The following is an 18,244-nucleotide window of genomic DNA, read 5'->3' as shown; positions in this document are numbered from 1 at the left end:
CGTCACCTCTGACAAGCGTTTTTGTAAGCGGAGGGCAGCTTTCCTGTAAGCGCTTTAAATTTGACCGTAAAATATTCATTGCTGTGGTAGCCCAGTGCTGCAGCAATGTCGGAAAGCCTCATATCCGTTCTTTTAATCAGCTTCTGAGCTTCCTCAATCCGAAGGTGGTGGATAAAGTCATGAAAGCTGGAACCCGTGACCCGCTTGAATTGCTGTCCGAAATAAACGGGATTCAAATGAAACTGCCGGGCAATATCCAATATTTTTACTTTCTCCTGATAATGGCTCTTCAAATAAACAATGGAATCGGCAATAATCCCTTCAATGGCGCGTAAAGGCTCTTTACGGCGCACCAGCCGCTCCGATATCTCCATGCACCGTGACCGGAGCCGGTCTGCTGTCCAGTTTTCCGGTTCCGCGGCTGTCTTGCACCACTCCAGAAGCCAGCCTGAGCCGTTTTGCTGATCTTCATATCTTCTAAGCAGCTCACCGCATAAATATTCGAGTGTCCACTGCATCCAGCCATACTTCAGAGGTATGACCTCGAACAAGTCATGCACAGCTGCATGGATACCGTCTTGATCGCCCGATTCGATTTGATGCAGCAGCTCATGAACCATGCAAGTCATATCCTCGATCCGGCAAACCTCCTGTACTTGTCTCCGGCACAGATGCAGGCCTGCCTTCAGACATAATTGCGTTCCCTGGCGTACCTCAAGCATTTGTCGGTATACATGATGTAATTCCGACAAGCCATGTACGTCTCCGCTGCAATAAACGGCTATATGTTCCAGCAATTCTGGCTGCACAGCTGCGGCACGGACCAGCCTGTTTTCCCATTCGTCTTCTTCCTGGCGATTATCCACAAGAAGCAGGCCCGCACGCCCCGGACCTTCCTCGAATTCCCATATCTGAACACTGCCGTCATCAATCGCTTCGTCCACGTATGCCCTCAACTGAGCGGAAATAAATGGCGTACCACCATCGGAACGGCTATTCCCGTTCACGTTGTCACGACTGACTGCTTCTGCCAGCAGAAGGACAACACGTGAATCCGCCGGGATGTCCAGCAGCTTTTTAGCTGCTTCCGCAGCCACAGCTCCTCCGCATTTGGCCAGCCTTAAAATAGCGGCGGCGTCTGCGGCAGCCTTCACTTTGGTGGCCGCTTCCTTGGCGGAACGGTCCTTCTCCAGTTCATCCTTCAGTTCAGTCAAGATACCGTGAATTTCCTTCATCATAATAGGCTTAAGCACATAATGATTCACTTGATAATGCAGCGCCTGCTGCGCGTAAGCAAATTCCGAATAACCGCTTACAATAACCGTTTTGGTCTCCAGCCCCAGTTCTTCTTTCATCACGCGCACGAGACCAAGACCGTCCAGCACGGGCATCTGAATGTCGGTCATGACCAGATCCGGGTTGTTCTCTTTAATCAAAGCAAGCGCCTCTTCACCATCCCTTGCCGTACCGCATAATTGATAGCCGAACGCCTGCCAGTCGATCAGCGTTTCCCAGGCCTCCAGCATATAAGGTTCGTCATCCACTACAATCGCTTTATACATGATTAACACCTGCGCTTTGTCTAGAAGTCAGCTTACGCGATAACTGTGCAACCGCTTACGAAAAGCATACGTTTAATTATCTGACCAGCGGCGGGGTTAAACAATACGCATTTCTTTATTTCGTTACCCGTTGTTTACTTCTTTTTATGAATATAAAAAAACGCCGGCAACCGGCGTTTTTGATTAGTCCACGTATAAGGCTATGCTCGCAATGATTACAATGTCATACTGACAACCTTCAGCTTCGCTTGTTCATGATCACTTTTGAAAGACAATCTGCTAAAATTATATGCACCGTGATCCCATACTTTAAAATCATGACCCTCGTCTTTCATTAGGATTTGGTAAAAATCACTGAGATAATCTCCTGCAGCTTCCGTGAGCCCGTCAATGGATTTGGCATAGCTCCCAATTGCTACTCCATCCGCATCTCCGCAGGTTATATACAGTAATTGAAGCCTATGGCCGCTTGACGCGATACTTGAGCCCAGTACTTTACCGTCACTGGAGGTAGGAGCATTGGAAAAAGCTCCCACATGCGCGAACAGATCCTCCATACCCGGTGCAAGAACAGTCGTATCAAGCCCATTATTCCATGAACTGTTTGTTCCGGTAATAACGCTCGAATCGCATCGATATCCGCCAAGAATGATATTCAAGGATTGCATTCCTCCCATGGATAAGCCGGCTATTGCCCGGTGCATGCGATTATATTCAATGGCCTCCGGCGATGTGCGCTTGATATCCGCATATGCGTTGTAGTTGGATTCAATAAAGGGGATCAGATCATGTCTCAGCTCATAATCGAAATAGTAGAAACCAAGCATGTTGGTTCCCTCGGAATTGAATGTACGGTCCGTCCAATCATGCGCGCTTCTGCCGTTCGGAAATACAATAATCAGCGGATCAATGTCGCCGTTTGCAATGAGATTATCGATTATATTGCGCACTCCGCCGTAAAACCACTCATTATGGTCGCCGCCTACTCCGTGGAGCAAGTATAGAACATTATATTTGGTTTCCGTATCATGCTCGTCGTACCCGGCAGGCAAATAGATATTGCACTTCTTGATGATGCCCTCTCCTTCAACCGTTTCTCTTCCCGCCTCTTCGGAAGCGACGTTCTGATTGGTTACAAGCTGCCGCGACGAATTAATATAATTGCGGACGCTGTATGTAGCTTCATGGACGGTGCCTTTTAGCTCCTCTTTAACTTCCCGTGTGTATTCAACAGGCACAGCTGTCACTTCATTGATCATGCTTCATCCTCCTGAGCTTAGGTCTAATTACAGAAATTGTAACTCCGGCCCCCCTCCTATTCAACCTGTCAATCTATTGCTTTTTTAGCTGCAAATTATCATGCACCGGCAAGAATAGGTATCTTATATGCGCTTCCGGTACTCTCGCATCTTTATCCATTCCTATTCACCTGTAAAATAGCAGCCGGTTGGCATAAGCATTGCGGTAATCCGTCGGCGTAAGTCCGGTAATCTTCTTGAAGCTGTGCATAAACTGGTGGCTGTCCGGGTATCCGAGCTGCTGCGAGATTTCCTTGATGCTCTGATTCGTATCGGCGAGCAGCGATTTCGCGGCATCCATCTTCTCCTGCAGCATAAATTGCTTAAGCGATATCCCCGCAATCTCCGAGAACAAAAAGGATAAATGCTTGGCATTGTAGCCAAAATGCTCGGCTAATTGACTGACTTTTAAGTTTTCCTGCCGGTTCCACTTAATATAGTCCACAATATCGTTATACAGCTGCTGCTGCTTGAGCTTCTTGCCTGACTGGTTCTGGATGAAAAACTGCTGATTGTACAATTCGCATAAGATACCGGTAGTCAAATAGCTGTTCAACGTTTGCTCCCTGTAGCTCCGGACGGAATCCTGCAGCTGCTTGAGAAGGACGATCAGTTTATCCGGACTGCGAAGCGTTCCCTTCTCCGGGATGCTTACTCTTCCCGGCTCATAGCCGGAATCACTTTCTTCCAGATGGTAGCCGTCCGGAACCGCAAAGTGCAGCCAATAAAAGCTGCAGTCCGATTCTCTGTAGCCGTATTGCACTGCTCCGGGCGGCATCAGCAGATAGTCCCCCTCGTTCAGGACGTAACGTTCACTATCCTTTGCAATGTATAAGGAACCACGGGTTTGTATAAACAATTCGAATTCCAGCAAGACGCGGTGCATATGCTTCCATTCCGGGGAGGGAGCAATAAACTTGCCGGTCATCACAAGAGATACCGGCCTTTCGACACGGAAGCTGTAGCTGGTCACAGGCTCTCACCCTTTCTGCCTTTTTTACACTTCATTCTAGAATAATATAGCCGCATCGGGAACATTTAAATAGAAAAACTTCCTTTTTGACACATAATCAAACCTTACGCCATTTACCAGACCTATTCGCAGGTAATAAGCTTTTATCATATTTGCGAGAGGATGATGGTCATGAAAGCCTTGACAGAAACCACCGCTTTGCAGCATTTCGGATTGGACCGGGTGCAATTATTGGGTGAATACCACACGAATGCCTTTCAGAAAGAATTGAACTATTTGATCAGCTACAACGTCGACCGTCTGCTTGCCGGCTTCCGCGAGACAAGCGGTCTGCAGCCGAAAGCAGACAAATATCCCGGCTGGGAGAATACCGAGATCCGCGGCCATACGTTAGGCCATTATTTAACGGCCGTATCCCAGGCCTATGCGCAAACCAAGGATCCGGAGCTGCTTGCGCGACTGGAATACCTCGTTGCCGAGCTCGCCGAAGCCCAGCAGGACAGCGGCTATTTATCCGCGTTCCCCGAGACGTTGTTTGACAATGTGGAAAATCGAAAGCCAGCTTGGGTACCCTGGTACACGATGCACAAAATAATTGCCGGCCTTATTGCCATCTATCAGGCAACCAATCTGCAAGCTGCCTATGACGTCGTAAGCCGGCTTGGCGATTGGGTTGCCGGCCGTGCCTGCTTCTGGTCGGAGGAGCTTCAGGCGACTGTGCTTGCTGTTGAATACGGCGGCATGAACGATTGCCTCTATGATCTGTACAAGCTCACAGGAAACAATCGTCATCTGGAAGCCGCTCATAAGTTCGATGAGATCGGCCTGTTTGAAGCGCTGCGCGAAGGACGTGACGTGCTTAAGGGCAAGCATGCCAATACGATGATTCCGAAGTTTATTGGCGCTCTGAAACGGTATTTGACGCTTGGCGAAAGCGAACGCGGCTACCTGGATGCGTCTGTTAATTTCTGGGATACGGTTGTTTATCATCACAGCTATATCACGGGCGGCAACAGCGAATGCGAGCACTTCGGCGATCCGGATGTACTCGACGCCAAGCGCTCTGACGTGACTTGCGAGACCTGCAACAGCTATAACATGCTGAAGCTGACGAAGGAACTGTTCAAGCTTACGCAAGACAGCAAGTATGCGGATTTTTACGAGAGAACGTACATGAACGCCATCTTGTCCTCGCAAAATCCGGAAACCGGCATGACGATGTATTTCCAGCCGATGGCTACGGGATATTTCAAAATTTACAGTTCGCCATTCGAGCATTTCTGGTGCTGTACCGGTACGGGAATGGAGAGCTTCACCAAGCTGAATGACAGCATCTACTTCCATTCGGACCATAAGCTGTACGTCAATCAGTTCGTCAGCTCCAGACTGGAATGGACGGAGCAACAGGCTGTAATTACACAAACGACATCGCTTCCTCAAAGCGATCTTGTCAGGTTTACCGTCGGTACAGACGAAGCGAAACGGCTGTCCCTCCATATCCGTATTCCTAGCTGGACTGCCGGGGAAGTCGCGGTCGTGCTTAATGGAGAAGCGGTTATCGCTCCCGTGGAGCAGCAGTATGTTGTCCTTGACCGGATCTGGACAGACGGCGATACTATTGAGGTTCGCTTACCTATGAAGGTAACGTACTCACGAATGCCTGATGCCCCGCATGTCATCGGGCTGCAATATGGGCCGGTTGTTCTGAGCGCAGCGCTTGGCACAGAAGATATGGTGGAATCACGAACCGGCGTTATCGTCAACGTTGCGACAAAACGAATGGCCGTGAAGGATTACATCGTTCCCCAAGGCATGAGCGCGGAGGAATGGTTCAGCCGGTTCGATGAGCATATCGTCCGTCTTGGAGAAGAGCTGGCGTTTGTCTTCAAAAATACGGATGAAGATGATCGACTGATATTTACCCCCCACTACCTGCAGCATCGCGAAAGATACGGCATCTATTGGAGCTTCCTTGAAGAAGGATCGGAGGAGCTTCGGAAGCATATGGAAGCTGCCGAGCGGGAACGCAGACTAAGAGAAGCAACTATCGATTCCGTACAAGTCGGCAATGATCAGTACGAACTTGAGCATCAGGTACAAGGCGAGGGAACGCATGGCGGAACTTGGGAAGGGTTAAACGGAAGAAGGGTTGAAGCCGGAGGATGGTTCAGCTATCGGATGAAGGTACAGCCGGGAGCCGCGTTAGCGGTCACCTTTAACCGGATGCATACGAACAGAAGTATCGACATTTATGTTGACGGGATGCTGCTTGCGACCGAGATCTTCCCGAATGAATGGAAACGAAAATTCTATGAACAGCAGTACGAGCTGTCTTCAGCCTTAACCGAAGGGAAAGAATCCGTAACGGTCAAATTCATCGCGAATGAGAAAATGAACGGTATTTACGGCATACTTCGTACTATTAAGCATTCCTCAGAAGATTAAAAACAGGAAATGACGCCTCTGGTCGAATGACTAGAGGCGTCTTTTCTTCACCCCTTAACAACCTAGCATCGTTGTTGATGCTTATATGATTAAGCGGGTTATGCCCCATAATTTGACAGGTGTTCATCACCGGTTCCCAAGTAGTACACTCGTTCTTGCAAGCGCATTCAATTACATTTTCAAAGGAGTTGGTTATTTAATGAGAAAGAGCAAGTCAAGCTGGATACTGAAGCTGTTCACGCTGGTGGCCCTTGTATTAACGCCATCCCTGCTGAACGGTAATCCGGCGAAAGCATGGTCAGGAATGACCATGTCCAAGCTTCACGTAAGCGGCAATCAGCTTGTGAACAGCAGCGGACAGCCCGTACTGCTAAGCGGCTGGCATCAGCCTTCCGGTTCCTACTGGACGTATCAGGACAGCAGCTACTATTTGGATCAGTACGGCGGTAACAGGCATGCCGCGGTTCTCGCATACCTGAAAGATGTTACTGATACTTTCACCAGCACATCCAGCAAATACGGCAACAACCACGGCTGGTATATGAACCAGGTCCGCCTATTCATCGATCGTGAGGACATGGGCGACGTCGCGGCCGGCACCTATAATTTTGCGGGGTTGCAGTCCGTTACCCAAAACGTTATCATTCCGTTCATTAATTACGCCAAGACCAAAGGTGTTTATGTGACGCTTGGGCTTGATTTCACTCTTCTTAATAACCAGGCAACAACGCAGGCTAATCTGGATAAATTCAATCAAATCTGGGGTTATCTATCCTCCCAAACAGCCATCAAGAGTGCGGACAATGTCATGTTCGAGTTGATCAACGAGCCCGTCCAGGCTTATGCAAACGGTTCCTGGGGAGGCAACCCTGCTCAAAGCGACTTCGTTGCTTACTGGAATTCCCTCAAAACGTTCCAGAACTCCATCATATCAACCATCCGCAATAAAGGAGCAGATAATGTCATTTGGGCGGCAGGACTTGGTTGGGATCAATACTATCAGTTATGCGCTTCCTACCCACTGACGGATCCGCTCAACAATTACGGTTATGCCGTTCACTGGTATCCGGGTTACGGCGCCCATGATGATTACACAACTCTGCAGAAAATCTGGGATGATACCATAAAACCATGTGCCGACAGCTATCCAATCAATATTACCGAGACAACCTGGTTCAAGACATTGCCGGGAGACTCCTCCTATTGGGAACTGTTTAATGGCTCCAACGAAGGCTTCGGCAAGAATACGAAAGCAATCTTTACGGCGGCGGGCAATGTCAGCATCGCCGTTCATATGAACGGCTTCCTGCTGGAATCTGGCACAAGAAGCTCCTTCGCCGATCCGACGGCCGGTCTGAAGTATGACGGCAATGCGGCAAGGGACGGCATGGCCCGGTTTATTTTCGAATGGTATTATGAGCGGGCGCAGCTGCATCCGTGGAACGGAATCTGGAATGGCATTCAGTCCGGATCAACTTACAAAATAATAAACCGTGCTTCAGGCAAAGCGTTAGAAGTGCCTGGAGGCGCAAACACAAACGCCTTGCAGCTCCAGCAATATACGGACAATGGCGCAACCGCCCAGCAGTGGGTTATCTCGGATCAGGGCACTTATAACAATTACTACAAGCTGCAGAGCGTCAGCTCGCCCGACAGCAAAGTCATGGATGTACGCAATGGCACGAAAAACAATGGGGAAGCCGTTCAGCTCATGTCGGATTACAATAATTCCGCGCAGCAGTTCCGGCTGATCAAGCTGAGCAACGGTTATTGGAGCATCATCAACGTGAATAGCAATAAAGCGATCGAAGTTGTCAATTCCTCAACCTCCAACAATGCTCTGATTCAACAGAACCTGTACCGGGGCAACCTGAATCAGCAGTGGCAGCTGGTGAAGATTAACTAATCCGGCAGCACAAAGAACCGAGGCAATCACTCCAAGAGTGACGGTCTCGGTTCTTTGATTTAAAGCGAGATTTATCGAAAGAGCAATTGGGAGAAATGGTACAAATCATTTTTCCATACCGGCCAATCATGTCCCCCGCCCTCTTCATACCACAAGTGAGGAACATGATTATCAGCCAGATAGGCATGTGTTCTGTCGCTCACATGCTTCAGTTCATCCTCCATGCCGCAAGAGAGCCAAAGCAGCTTCAGGCTTGCTGCCGTCTTCTCTGGCTGCGGGACAAGCAGCTCTGGCGTCTTCGTATTAGGCGCGGAAGAGAATGCCCCCACCCATACAAAATGATTGGGATTATTTAATCCGATATTTAAAGACTGCCCTCCGCCCATGGATAAACCAGCTAAAGCCCGGTTCTCCGAACCTGTTAGTACCGCGTAATGCGACTCTACAAAAGGAATCAAGTCATGCAGTAAATCAGATTCGAACGTCTCGAATGCTTTTATCTTATCGGGGGCGAAAATATCTCCCTCTGCCCGGTCATTCCTCATCGCACGGCCGTTTGGGAGAACCACGATCATAGGGGCGAGTTTATCGTCCGCATAGAGATTATCCAATATAACCTGCGGATTGGCATGTTTATACCATTCTTCTTCATCCCCGCCAATCCCGTGCAAGAGATACAAGACATTATACTTTAGTTCCTCTGTATACATTGGTGGCGTGTAAATCATACATTTGCGTTTGCCGCCAACCGTGCCGGACTCATATTCGACAGTCGCCATTTGACCGCGAGGAACGTCAACCCGGTACTGGTCATAGCCGGATGGTGCCGATTCAAGAAACATGTGCTTTCTTCCCCTTTCTAAAACTTGCGAGTTTCAGAGATAGGGTAGCATTCCCGCTCAGCTACAACAACCTGTGTATTTATTGTTTAATCTTTAATGGGGGGATCGTCACGCTATTCTTCGTAAATCTTGGTTAACATGGCGCCCAGTACATTAAGCGCCTCTTCCTCACGCTCTCCGTCCACTTCCAGCGTAACCTCGTCGCCGTTTGCCAGGCCCAAAGTCAACAAGCCCAGCGAGCTTTTGCCGTTCACTTTTTTTGTGCCTTTAATCAGCTTGACGCTGCAAGGAAACTCCGTTGCCGCTTGAACAAAAAGCTTCGACGGACGGGCATGGAACCCCGACGGATGAATGACAGTATACGTTTGCGATAGCATTATAGTGGTCTCCTTTGCTTTACAAATTGTTGTACTTCTTCCTGCGTACTCATGGCGAAAGCTTCTGCCGACAGGGATGACCATTCCTGCTTGGACAAAAGGCCAACCAGCTCGCGTGCAGGCAATATGGAACCGGCACTCATGCTGAACTCTTTTAGTCCCATCCCGAGAAGAAGCGGAATTGCCGTTTGGTCACCTGCCATTTCGCCGCACATGCCCGTCCAAATGCCCGCCTGATCGGCTGCTTTGATAACCATATTAACGAGCCTTAAGATGGAAGGATGATAGGGCTGATACAGGTAAGCCACCGATTCATTCATGCGGTCTGCCGCCATCGTGTACTGAATCAGATCGTTTGTGCCGATGCTGAAGAAATCCACTTCCTTCGCGAAATGATCAGCACCGATTGCAGCGGCCGGAATCTCGATCATCATGCCTACCTCGATAGAGTTGGACACTTGAATCCCTTCCTGCTCCAGTTTCATGCGTTCTTCCTCAAGAATACGTTTCGCTTCACGAAGCTCGCTCAGTACCGCAATCATCGGGAACATAATATTCAGCTTGCCGAATACGCTAGCCCGCAGCAATGCCCGGAGCTGGGTGCGGAACAAGTCTTCCCGCGTTAGGCATAGCCGCAGCGCGCGAAGTCCTAGGAACGGATTGCTTTCTTTCGGCAGCTCCAGGTAAGGAAGCTCCTTGTCTCCACCGATATCAAGCGTACGAATAACGACGCGCTTGCCGTTTAATTTCTCAAGCACATGCTTATAAATTTGGAATTGCTCCTCTTCCGTCGGAAAGGAACTTCGTCCCATATAGAGAAACTCCGTGCGGAACAAACCAACGCCGTCTGCGCCGTTCTCCAGCACTTTATCCAGATCCTCGATGCTGCCAATGTTAGCCGCGAGTTCAAGATGCTCCCCATCCGCCGTAACGGAAGGCTGCTGCGCCAGACGTTTCAGCTGTACTCTGCGATCATCATATTGCTTCTTTTTCTCCTGATACTGGGCCAGCACTTCCTCCGAAGGATCGACAATCACTATGCCTTCCGCTGCATCCATAATGACCAAGGCTCCATCAGCAACCGTTGCGGCTGCCGCCCCTGCGCCAACAATCGCAGGGATCTCAAGCGAACGGGCCATAATGGCGGAGTGTGAGGTGCGGCTGCCGATTTCCGTAACAAAGCCGCGGACATAATTCAGATCCAGCTGCGCGGTATCCGAAGGCGTCAAGTCCTCGGCCAAAATGATCGTTTCCTCAGTAATACCGGTCAAAGAGGCATACGGCTTGCCGATCAAGTGGCTCATCAGCCGCCCGGATACGTCTTTCACATCGGCCGCACGCTCGCGAACCATTTCATTGTCCAGCTCAAGAAGCATCTCTACAACGCCTGCTGTCACTTCGTATAAAGCGTATTCCGCGCTAGATTTGTCATCAGCAATTTTGTCGAGCACCGAATCCACAAGATCGGGGTCTTCCAGCAGAAAAAGATGCGCTTCAAAAATTTCCGCTTTTTGCGCGCCTAGTCTTTGCTCGGTTAATAAGCGAATTTCATCAATCTCGCTTTTGGCTTTTTCGATCGCCTGCCGGAAGCGCTCCGCCTCCGCTTTAGCGTCCACTATGGTTTGCTGCTGCGGGATATAAGGCGTCGTAGTGAACCGGAATGCCCTAGCGATTGCTATTCCGGGTGATGCTGCGACACCGGTAATTAGATTTGCCATACGATATACCTCTCTACTGTTTGTTTTTCTCATCTTAAGCCTGGTCTGCAAGGGCATCGTAGCTCTTCATGATCAATTCATAGACCGGATGTCCCTCCGGAATAGAGGTATAGTCCGAAATGGTTTGTCCGACACCCTTCTCCTTGATTGATTGCTGCAGCTCGGCAGCTTCCGGATCATCGGAGTTATGGAAGCAAAGCGCCGCCGCCATCACTTTCGCCAATTGCGCAGGCTTCATGCCTTGCTCATGGGCTTGTAAAGCAGGCTTCACAAGCCGGTCATTGGGCGACAGCTTGCGGATAGGCGACCGTCCGACGCGGGTGACCTCGTCAGTCAGCTGATCATTACGGAATCGACCGATAATTTTCTCGATATACTGATCATGCTCTGTTTTATCGAAGCCGTATTGGGCAACCAAAACAGCGCCCGTTTCCTTCAGCGTCGCCTTCACTTCGCCTGTGATGACCTCATCGGCCATTGCCTGCTGAATCGTCTCGTATCCTTTCAGGCTTCCCAAGTACGCTGCAGCGCAGTGTCCCGTATTTACAGTGAACAATTTGCGCTCGATGTATGGCATTAGATTGCTGACGTAATGGACCCCTTCAACCGGTTTGTACCCATCGAACATCGCCGATTCGTCTATAACCCACTCATAGAACGGCTCAACCGTTACCGCAAGAAGGTCCTCATGATGCTGGATCGGAACGATCCGGTCTACAGCCGCATCTGGAAACGCAATCCATTCGGTCGCCTTCGCTTTTGTCGCTTCATCCAGATGCCCATATACATGCTCTTTCAATTGAGTGCTGCCGCCTATCGCATTCTCGCAAGCGATAATATGCAGCCGACCCTTCCCGCTCTCCATTCGCTTCTCGATACCGCGGGCAATACCCGCGGCAATATGCTTTAAGATATTGACGCCAACGGCTGTGGTCACCAAATCGGCTTCTGCCACCGCTGCCGCCACCTCTTCAATTCTCGTCCCGTCAATGGCCGTTACGCCTTTTACCTGCAGCTGATCCTTGGCTGCATTCGCCAGTGTCACCGTATAGGCTCCGCGCTGCTGTAATTCGGCGACAAGCGCCTGGTTCACGTCGGAGAAGATCACTTCATATCCCGATTGCGACAGAAGCAATCCTATAAATCCGCGTCCAATGTTGCCTGCTCCAAAATGCAAAGCTTTCATTATTCCATCCCGCTTTCGAAGATTTCGATCATTTCTTCAACAGTGGAAGCTTTCAAGATCCGTTCCAGACTGTCATCATCGGAGCAAATCATCGCTACATTCGTAAGAATATCCAGATGATCGTCGCCTGAAGCCGCAATTCCGATGATCAGATGCGCAATGTTTCCTTCGCCAAAGTCCACACCTTCCGGAATTTGAACGATGGACAAGCCTGTCGACTTAATGAAGCCTTTTGATTCATTTGTCCCGTGGGGAATAGCAAGGCCGCCACCCATATAAGTGGAGAGAGATTGTTCACGGGCAACCATGCTTTCAACATAACTTTGTTCAGCATGTCCCGCGTCCACCAGCAATTGACCGGCCATACGAACAGCTTCGTATTTGTCCTTTACCGCTGCATTCAATTTCACTTTATCTATAGACAAAATACTCATTTTACGTCACTCGCTTCCGCTTTTATATTGAAAAATAATCTAAGATGTATCGTTAAATAATCGCGAATTTCTGCCTCATTTCCGGCCTCAAGCAAATTAATCATGACCGTATCAAGCAGCATGGCGCTTATTTCGCTTAATACCTCAAGCACTTCCTTGGATAACGTTCGAGGTGCCAGCATTAACAAGAAATGACTTAGCTGCGACGGCGATGCCGCTTCGACGATAAGTGGACTTTCTAATCTGTATAAAGACAGCGAAGAACGCATAATCTCTTCACCACGGGTATGAAATAAGGCAACCTCCGTTCCCGGTATCATCTGACTGCCGCTTTGTTCGCGCTGTATAAGCCGCTGTGCTGCCATGCCAGCATCCGCAAGCACGCCTTTTGCTTCTTCATGCGAGCAGGCTTCATGCAGAATAACGGGCAAATCTCCGCTCTGTTCCTTGATTTGCACGACCTCAAAGCGCCCAATCAGACTGACCATCTCGTCTAGCGTGGTCTTAAGACTTACTAATTGATCAAAATTCGAGGCTTCTCCGCCGGTCTTCTCTTCCTTGACAAGGATGCTCTCTCGAGAATGGTCAAGTCCGATATGGATAAACGACCGCAGCCTATCCGCCTCTGCCTGCGTCAAGAGTGGGCTGACCTTGATATATTCCTCACTGGCAAGAGGCAAATCCACCGTAGAAATTATCAGATCGTATTTTTCTTTCTCCGTCCGTGAAGCTTCATACCAAGACACGCGGTCTGCGATATGAATCTCCGGCAGCTCCTTCTGCAGACGGATCTGCAGCAGCTTGGAGGATCCGATTCCGCTGGAGCAGACCAGAATAGCGCGAACATTGTGCCGCAGCTGCTTCAGCCGCTCCAGCGATGCTCCGAAATGCATGACCAGGAAGCCGACCTCCTCATCCGGAACAACAACATCAGAGAGAATCTCATTTGCCGCTTTGCGAACGATGCCAAACAACGATTTATAGTCCTTCTTTATCTGATCAAGAAGCGGATTGCGAATTGTCGTCCCCTCGTTCAGCCGCTGCAGGGCATCCTTCAAATGAAGGATCAGCCCATCCCGCAAAGAACGATCCTTATTGTAATCGGCCCCGCCTGCGTTCTGGACGTGTTCAATAAGAGAACGCACCATCTCGGTTAAAGCCAGGTCATCCGCCGGCAGCACGGAGAGATCTTCTGTCTGAGCTGAACGAAGCAGCCTGCCTATATAAGCCGTCTCCTCAGGGGTAAAATCTTGTTTCGTCAGCTCCGCTAACCGATTGGTGAGGTACACGGCATCAGACTCATGAGGTACTGCCAAGCTATTACCCTGATAAACGGCGGAAAATGCCTTAATCGTTTTTCCCGCCCGGATCCGCTGCAGGGCAATAGACAGCCTGAGCAGCAAATCTGTATAGGCATCTTCGCTTAAGCGGCTGCCCCCATGTTCTTCCCATCTCCATAAGATCTTCTCTACGGCTTCTATTTCCGATTGGCCTGCAATAGCAAACAAACGACGGTCAAGCGGATGAACCGGGAGCTCGTTACGGCTTGAGATCAGTTCCGTATCGTCAAACCGTGACTTAATGACCTGACGGATCATCTCTCGCAGCTGCTCTTCCCGACCGGAAAGCTCTATGCCATATCCCCTTCTGCGGGTCAAAGTCACCTCGAATTTTCGCACCCATTCGTCAAGTTCATCCAGATCATGCGCTACGGTAGGCATCGTTACCTTCAACTCATGCGCCAATGTGAATAGTTTGACCGGCTGAGCGCTCTCGAGAAGTAAACATAACAGGTAAATTTGTCTTTCCTCTTGAGAAAGCTCGATATCCTCCGACACGGTGACGAGCTGGGCTAATCTGTTAAGCGCAGCCTTATCACCCTGCAGCCGTATGCCTGAACCCGATTTCTTGACCAGTTCAACACCTTCCGCGCGCAGAATGTCCTCGACCGCTTCCAATTCACGATGAACCGTTCTTGAACTAACCTGAATCTCAATCGCAATTTGAGCCGCTGTCAGATCTTGATCATTCCGTAGCAGCAGCTCTAGAATACGGCGGGACCGGCTGGATATACGCATTTACAAAACCTTCCTATAACGATAGAATGGCCCCGGCGCCGGAAAATAATCTCCAGCGCAGGCAGCCTTGATGAGATAGGATCCATTACGAAAGCCGGTCTACAAGCTTGTCGTACTCCGGGCTTTTCAAGAAATTATCAATCGAGATATGCTCAGCATTTGGTGCCTGAATTATTGCCCGCTCTGTCAGCGTTTTGTGCGTGATAACGATGTCGGCATCGCCGGGAATATCGCTGATAGCCGTATTGATGACGGTCACGTCCGAACCGGCGGCTTTCATCTTCTTGCGAAGAATTGAGGCCCCCATTGCGCTCGAACCCATGCCGGCATCGCATGAGAAGACGATTTTTTGAACATCCTCTTTGGCTTTGAGCGTATTATTCGCAGCCTCAGTAGATTGTACGGCTTGTTCGCCCGCATCCGAAGGTGCATTTACGGCAACCGCATTTGCTGCAGCAGCCGTGTTGCCAGCCGCCTTCATTTGTTTCATTTTTGCCGAAGCCTCTTCAAGCTCGTCATCAGCCTCGACTTCTTTCTTGGACGTCTTGAGCAGCAGAGCCGCGACAATAAACGAGACAATGGCGGCAGTTACTACACCGCTCAAGGCTGCAAGAAGGCCGCCTTTTGGAGCCATTGCAACATAAGCAAAGATACTGCCCGGAGAAGGCGGTGCGACAAGGCCTGCGCCAAACATCGAGAACGTCAAGGTACCGGTTACGCCGCCAGCAATCACAGCCAAAATCAAACGCGGATTCATCAGAATATACGGGAAGTAAATCTCATGAATCCCACCGAAGAAATGGATAATCGCTGCGCCGGAAGCGGATTGCTTCGCAGTACCTCGCCCTGCAATCATGTAGGCAAGCAGGATGCCAAGTCCCGGTCCTGGATTGGACTCGAGCATGAATAGAATGGACTTGCCGGTACGGGAAGCTTCTTCTAATGCAATTGGACTCAGCACGCCATGGTTAATGGCATTGTTAAGGAACAGAATTTTTGCAGGTTCAATAATAACGTTGGCCAGCGGGATCAAGTTATGATTAACCAGGAATTCCACGCCATCCGATAAAATCTTGGTAAGTTGTTCGATTACGGGTCCAACACCGGAATAAGAAATTAAGGTAAGTATGGCGCCGATAATGCCAAGCGAGAAGTTGTTCACCAGCATTTCAAAGCCGGACTTGATTTTCCCCTCGATCGATTTATCGAATTGCTTCAGCACCCATGCGGCGAGTGGTCCGCAAATCATAGCTCCAAGGAACATCGGGATCTCCGTACCGACGATAATGCCCATTGTCATTAGAGCACCAATTACACCGCCGCGCTGCTTATGAACCATCGTGCCGCCGGTATAACCGATCAGCAGTGGGAGCAGATATTTAATAATCGGATCAACAAGCTTTGCAAGGGTTTCATTTGGCAGCCATCCCGTAGGAATGAACAAAGCCGTTATGATTCCCCATGCTATAAAAGCACCAATATTGGGCATAACCATACCGCTTAGAAAACGTCCAAATTTCTGTACTCCCACCCGAATACCTCCGGTTGGAGAGTTATTTTGCACTTGCTGCATATTGGAGTTCCTCCTCTATAAAATCGCTTTCTTTTATCAATCCGGCAGTGCCGCCTGATCACTATCATCGTAAATCAAGCCTGCCGACAGAACAACAAAAGGAAAAAGAGGTTTTGTCAATCATACTGTTGACAAGATTTAAGAAGTTTATGAAAGAAAAAGACCGCTCCTTTATCAAGGAATGGTCTTTGGTGTTCCATCGACGATTATGGCTGGTACCTGCTATTAAACTAGCAATTCCATTTATTGTTATTCATCTTCCCGCAACCTATTGCAACAAGCATGCGTCAAGAATGTTGAAATACACAGACAACTTAGGAGGAAAATCACATGAACTTATATGCATCTTTGAAAAAAACGGCGATTGCCACGATTGCCGCAGGAACTTTAGTCTTATCCGCAGCAGGAACCGTCCCGTCTTACGCGGCAGCTGATACAACAGCTTCGGTCGATTCACAAACAAAAGCTCTCCAAACCCTGATGAGCTTCTATAAACCGGCTCTTCAAGGCCAATTCCCGAATTTCCACAGCTTTACGATCGGCAAAACCACGCACGAAACAGTCATCAAGACGATTGGCAAAGCAGAGTCTCCAGCCAAGGATGCTGACGGCTTTGACGTTTATCATGCGGAAATGGGCCATCCTGGATACGCCATAAACTACAAGCTGGGTAAAATACGGGAAATGCGCTACTTCGGCACCAATGTCGAGCGCCAGACTAATCTGGGCGGAATATCCGTCCGCATGCTCGTTCATAATTGGGGCGCTCCGAATGAATCGGTCCTCATTAAGTCAGGCAAGATCACACAGAAGAAAATCACATACGTCCGCGGCAAGTACCAGCTGGAATTCATTTTCAATGGCACGAGCGGAACCGGGCTGGATCATATCAACCTCGTGAACAAGACGATCAAGTAACTCGATAGTAAATAAAGAAGAAGGGGACTCATCCCCTTCTTCTTTATATTATTTAGGCTCTCTGAACAACAGGTATCCAGATCTCACTCCGGAATGTCGGCGAAGAGACATCTTTATGCTCATTCCACAAAATCTCCGGCCCTTTCGCCGCTTCGTAATTCGAGGATGGGAACCACTCCGAGTAGATGCGTCCCCATATATTTTGCAGAGTTGCGGGGAACGGACCTACTGCTTCAAACACGGCCCAGGTTCCTGCCGCTACCTTAAGTTCGCTTAAATCCTCGGGACATGCCGCAGATGTTGCCACTCCGATATAATGATCGAGCTCTCCTTTCTCCTCCATGCGCCCTTCGGAGAAGTTAACCGATGCGCTGAGCAGTCCTTTTGGCGTCACATTGGATAATGCTTTCAGCTGATTAATCCGTTCTTCGTTTAAACTTTGCCACATCGAAGCAATCTCAGGGTTTACTCCTTCAAATACAATCGGTACCCGCTTCATAAGGCCAACAATGCTGAATGCATCCTTTTCTTCAATCCGGTAATTCATTTCGTCTCCTCCTGATATCGTTAATTGAAAGGACATTCGAGGGAAAGCTTTCAGTGACTGTCCTTGCGTTCTTGCTTCAGACGGTGTAACTCCATGAACGCCTTGGAAGGCTTTGTTGAAGGAATCCGCGGAGGCATAACCGTATTTGACCGCAACATCAATTACTCTGGATGATGTATTCATGAGATCAAAGGCCGCTAACGTTAGCCGTCTTCGCCGGATATATTCAGACAAGCTTACTCCAGCCAGGAAAGAAAACATCCTGGAGAAATGGTATTCCGAGCAGAGCGCCCGCTTCGCCGCTTCCTTGAGATCAATCTCCTCGGTCAAATGATCCTCAATATATTTCAAAGCTTGATTCATATGGTCCAGCGTATTCATGGCTTC

At 49.3% G+C, this 18,244-nt stretch carries 14 protein-coding genes; 3 read left to right on the top strand and 11 right to left on the bottom strand.

Going from position 1 to position 18,244, the window contains the following annotated elements:
- Positions 1–2: 2 nt before the first annotated feature.
- The 3 genes from BM200_RS23740 to BM200_RS23730 all read right to left on the bottom strand — a co-directional run bounded on the left by BM200_RS23740 (position 3) and on the right by BM200_RS23730 (position 3,833).
- A complete protein-coding gene (locus BM200_RS23740; protein WP_091189131.1) occupies positions 3–1,562 on the bottom strand; it encodes a response regulator transcription factor in 1,560 nt (519 codons plus the stop codon).
- Between the two features lie 215 nt (positions 1,563–1,777).
- Positions 1,778–2,821 (bottom strand): alpha/beta hydrolase, encoded by a 1,044-nt coding sequence (locus BM200_RS23735; protein ID WP_091189130.1) that lies wholly within the window; start codon positions 2,819–2,821, stop codon positions 1,778–1,780.
- 166 nt (positions 2,822–2,987) lie between these two features.
- Positions 2,988–3,833, bottom strand: coding sequence for an AraC family transcriptional regulator (locus BM200_RS23730; protein ID WP_091189129.1), 846 nt, complete (start codon positions 3,831–3,833; stop codon positions 2,988–2,990).
- A gap of 171 nt (positions 3,834–4,004) precedes the next feature.
- Between BM200_RS23730 and BM200_RS23725 the strand changes: the two genes are divergently transcribed.
- Complete coding sequence (locus BM200_RS23725; protein WP_091189128.1) at positions 4,005–6,278, top strand: glycoside hydrolase family 127 protein; 2,274 nt, start codon at positions 4,005–4,007, stop codon at positions 6,276–6,278.
- 199 nt (positions 6,279–6,477) lie between these two features.
- The gene (locus BM200_RS23720) at positions 6,478–8,184 is read left to right on the top strand and encodes an RICIN domain-containing protein (RefSeq protein ID WP_091189127.1); all 1,707 of its coding nucleotides are present in this window, start codon (positions 6,478–6,480) and stop codon (positions 8,182–8,184) included.
- Between the two features lie 71 nt (positions 8,185–8,255).
- On the opposite strand, the gene BM200_RS23715 is transcribed toward BM200_RS23720, so the two are convergent.
- From BM200_RS23715 to BM200_RS23685, 7 genes are all read right to left on the bottom strand, one after another.
- Positions 8,256–9,026, bottom strand: coding sequence for an alpha/beta hydrolase (locus tag BM200_RS23715; protein WP_091189126.1), 771 nt, complete (start codon positions 9,024–9,026; stop codon positions 8,256–8,258).
- A 113-nt stretch (positions 9,027–9,139) separates the two neighbouring features.
- Positions 9,140–9,403 (bottom strand): HPr family phosphocarrier protein, encoded by a 264-nt coding sequence (locus tag BM200_RS23710; protein ID WP_091189125.1) that lies wholly within the window; start codon positions 9,401–9,403, stop codon positions 9,140–9,142.
- Positions 9,403–11,121: a phosphoenolpyruvate--protein phosphotransferase gene (gene ptsP, locus BM200_RS23705; protein ID WP_091189124.1), complete on the bottom strand. Its 1,719-nt coding sequence runs from the start codon at positions 11,119–11,121 to the stop codon at positions 9,403–9,405. Before ptsP ends, BM200_RS23710 begins: the two co-directional genes overlap by 1 nt.
- 34 nt (positions 11,122–11,155) lie before the next feature.
- Entirely contained in the window at positions 11,156–12,307 is a 1,152-nt protein-coding gene (locus tag BM200_RS23700; RefSeq protein WP_091189123.1) for a mannitol-1-phosphate 5-dehydrogenase, read from the bottom strand.
- On the bottom strand, positions 12,307–12,741 hold the full coding sequence (locus tag BM200_RS23695; RefSeq protein WP_091189122.1) for a PTS mannitol transporter subunit IIA: 435 nt from the start codon (positions 12,739–12,741) through the stop codon (positions 12,307–12,309). The genes BM200_RS23700 and BM200_RS23695 overlap by 1 nt, the downstream gene beginning before the upstream one ends.
- Complete coding sequence (locus BM200_RS23690) at positions 12,738–14,819, bottom strand: BglG family transcription antiterminator (RefSeq protein WP_091189121.1); 2,082 nt, start codon at positions 14,817–14,819, stop codon at positions 12,738–12,740. The genes BM200_RS23695 and BM200_RS23690 overlap by 4 nt, the downstream gene beginning before the upstream one ends.
- An 85-nt stretch (positions 14,820–14,904) precedes the next feature.
- Positions 14,905–16,392 carry a PTS mannitol transporter subunit IIBC gene (locus BM200_RS23685; protein WP_091189120.1) on the bottom strand — a complete coding sequence of 496 codons (1,488 nt, stop codon included), beginning with the start codon at positions 16,390–16,392 and terminating at the stop codon, positions 14,905–14,907.
- A gap of 330 nt (positions 16,393–16,722) precedes the next feature.
- Here BM200_RS23685 and BM200_RS23680 point away from each other — a divergent pair, with 330 nt between their 5' ends.
- Positions 16,723–17,310 carry a YjgB family protein gene (locus BM200_RS23680; protein WP_091189119.1) on the top strand — a complete coding sequence of 196 codons (588 nt, stop codon included), beginning with the start codon at positions 16,723–16,725 and terminating at the stop codon, positions 17,308–17,310.
- Positions 17,311–17,362: 52 nt separating this feature from the next.
- Here BM200_RS23680 and BM200_RS23675 read toward each other — a convergent pair whose 3' ends face one another.
- Positions 17,363–18,238: an AraC family transcriptional regulator gene (locus BM200_RS23675; RefSeq protein ID WP_091189118.1), complete on the bottom strand. Its 876-nt coding sequence runs from the start codon at positions 18,236–18,238 to the stop codon at positions 17,363–17,365.
- Positions 18,239–18,244: the final 6 nt, after the last annotated feature.

The organism is Paenibacillus catalpae, assembly GCF_900112695.1.
GTDB lineage: Bacteria > Bacillota > Bacilli > Paenibacillales > Paenibacillaceae > Pristimantibacillus > Pristimantibacillus catalpae.
The sequence above is the reverse complement of the archived record's forward strand: the minus strand, read 5'-3'. Positions and strand labels throughout refer to the sequence as shown.

Coding starts and splice junctions, on each gene's coding strand:
- BM200_RS23715 (WP_091189126.1), bottom strand. CDS start 9,026: ATGTTTCTTGAATCGGCACCATCCGGCTATGACCAGTACCGGGTTGAC.
- BM200_RS23695 (WP_091189122.1), bottom strand. CDS start 12,741: ATGAGTATTTTGTCTATAGATAAAGTGAAATTGAATGCAGCGGTAAAG.
- BM200_RS23700 (WP_091189123.1), bottom strand. CDS start 12,307: ATGAAAGCTTTGCATTTTGGAGCAGGCAACATTGGACGCGGATTTATA.
- BM200_RS23720 (WP_091189127.1), top strand. CDS start 6,478: ATGAGAAAGAGCAAGTCAAGCTGGATACTGAAGCTGTTCACGCTGGTG.
- BM200_RS23680 (WP_091189119.1), top strand. CDS start 16,723: ATGAACTTATATGCATCTTTGAAAAAAACGGCGATTGCCACGATTGCC.
- BM200_RS23740 (WP_091189131.1), bottom strand. CDS start 1,562: ATGTATAAAGCGATTGTAGTGGATGACGAACCTTATATGCTGGAGGCC.
- BM200_RS23735 (WP_091189130.1), bottom strand. CDS start 2,821: ATGATCAATGAAGTGACAGCTGTGCCTGTTGAATACACACGGGAAGTT.
- BM200_RS23675 (WP_091189118.1), bottom strand. CDS start 18,238: ATGAATACGCTGGACCATATGAATCAAGCTTTGAAATATATTGAGGAT.
- BM200_RS23710 (WP_091189125.1), bottom strand. CDS start 9,403: ATGCTATCGCAAACGTATACTGTCATTCATCCGTCGGGGTTCCATGCC.
- BM200_RS23685 (WP_091189120.1), bottom strand. CDS start 16,392: ATGCAGCAAGTGCAAAATAACTCTCCAACCGGAGGTATTCGGGTGGGA.
- ptsP (WP_091189124.1), bottom strand. CDS start 11,121: ATGGCAAATCTAATTACCGGTGTCGCAGCATCACCCGGAATAGCAATC.
- BM200_RS23690 (WP_091189121.1), bottom strand. CDS start 14,819: ATGCGTATATCCAGCCGGTCCCGCCGTATTCTAGAGCTGCTGCTACGG.
- BM200_RS23725 (WP_091189128.1), top strand. CDS start 4,005: ATGAAAGCCTTGACAGAAACCACCGCTTTGCAGCATTTCGGATTGGAC.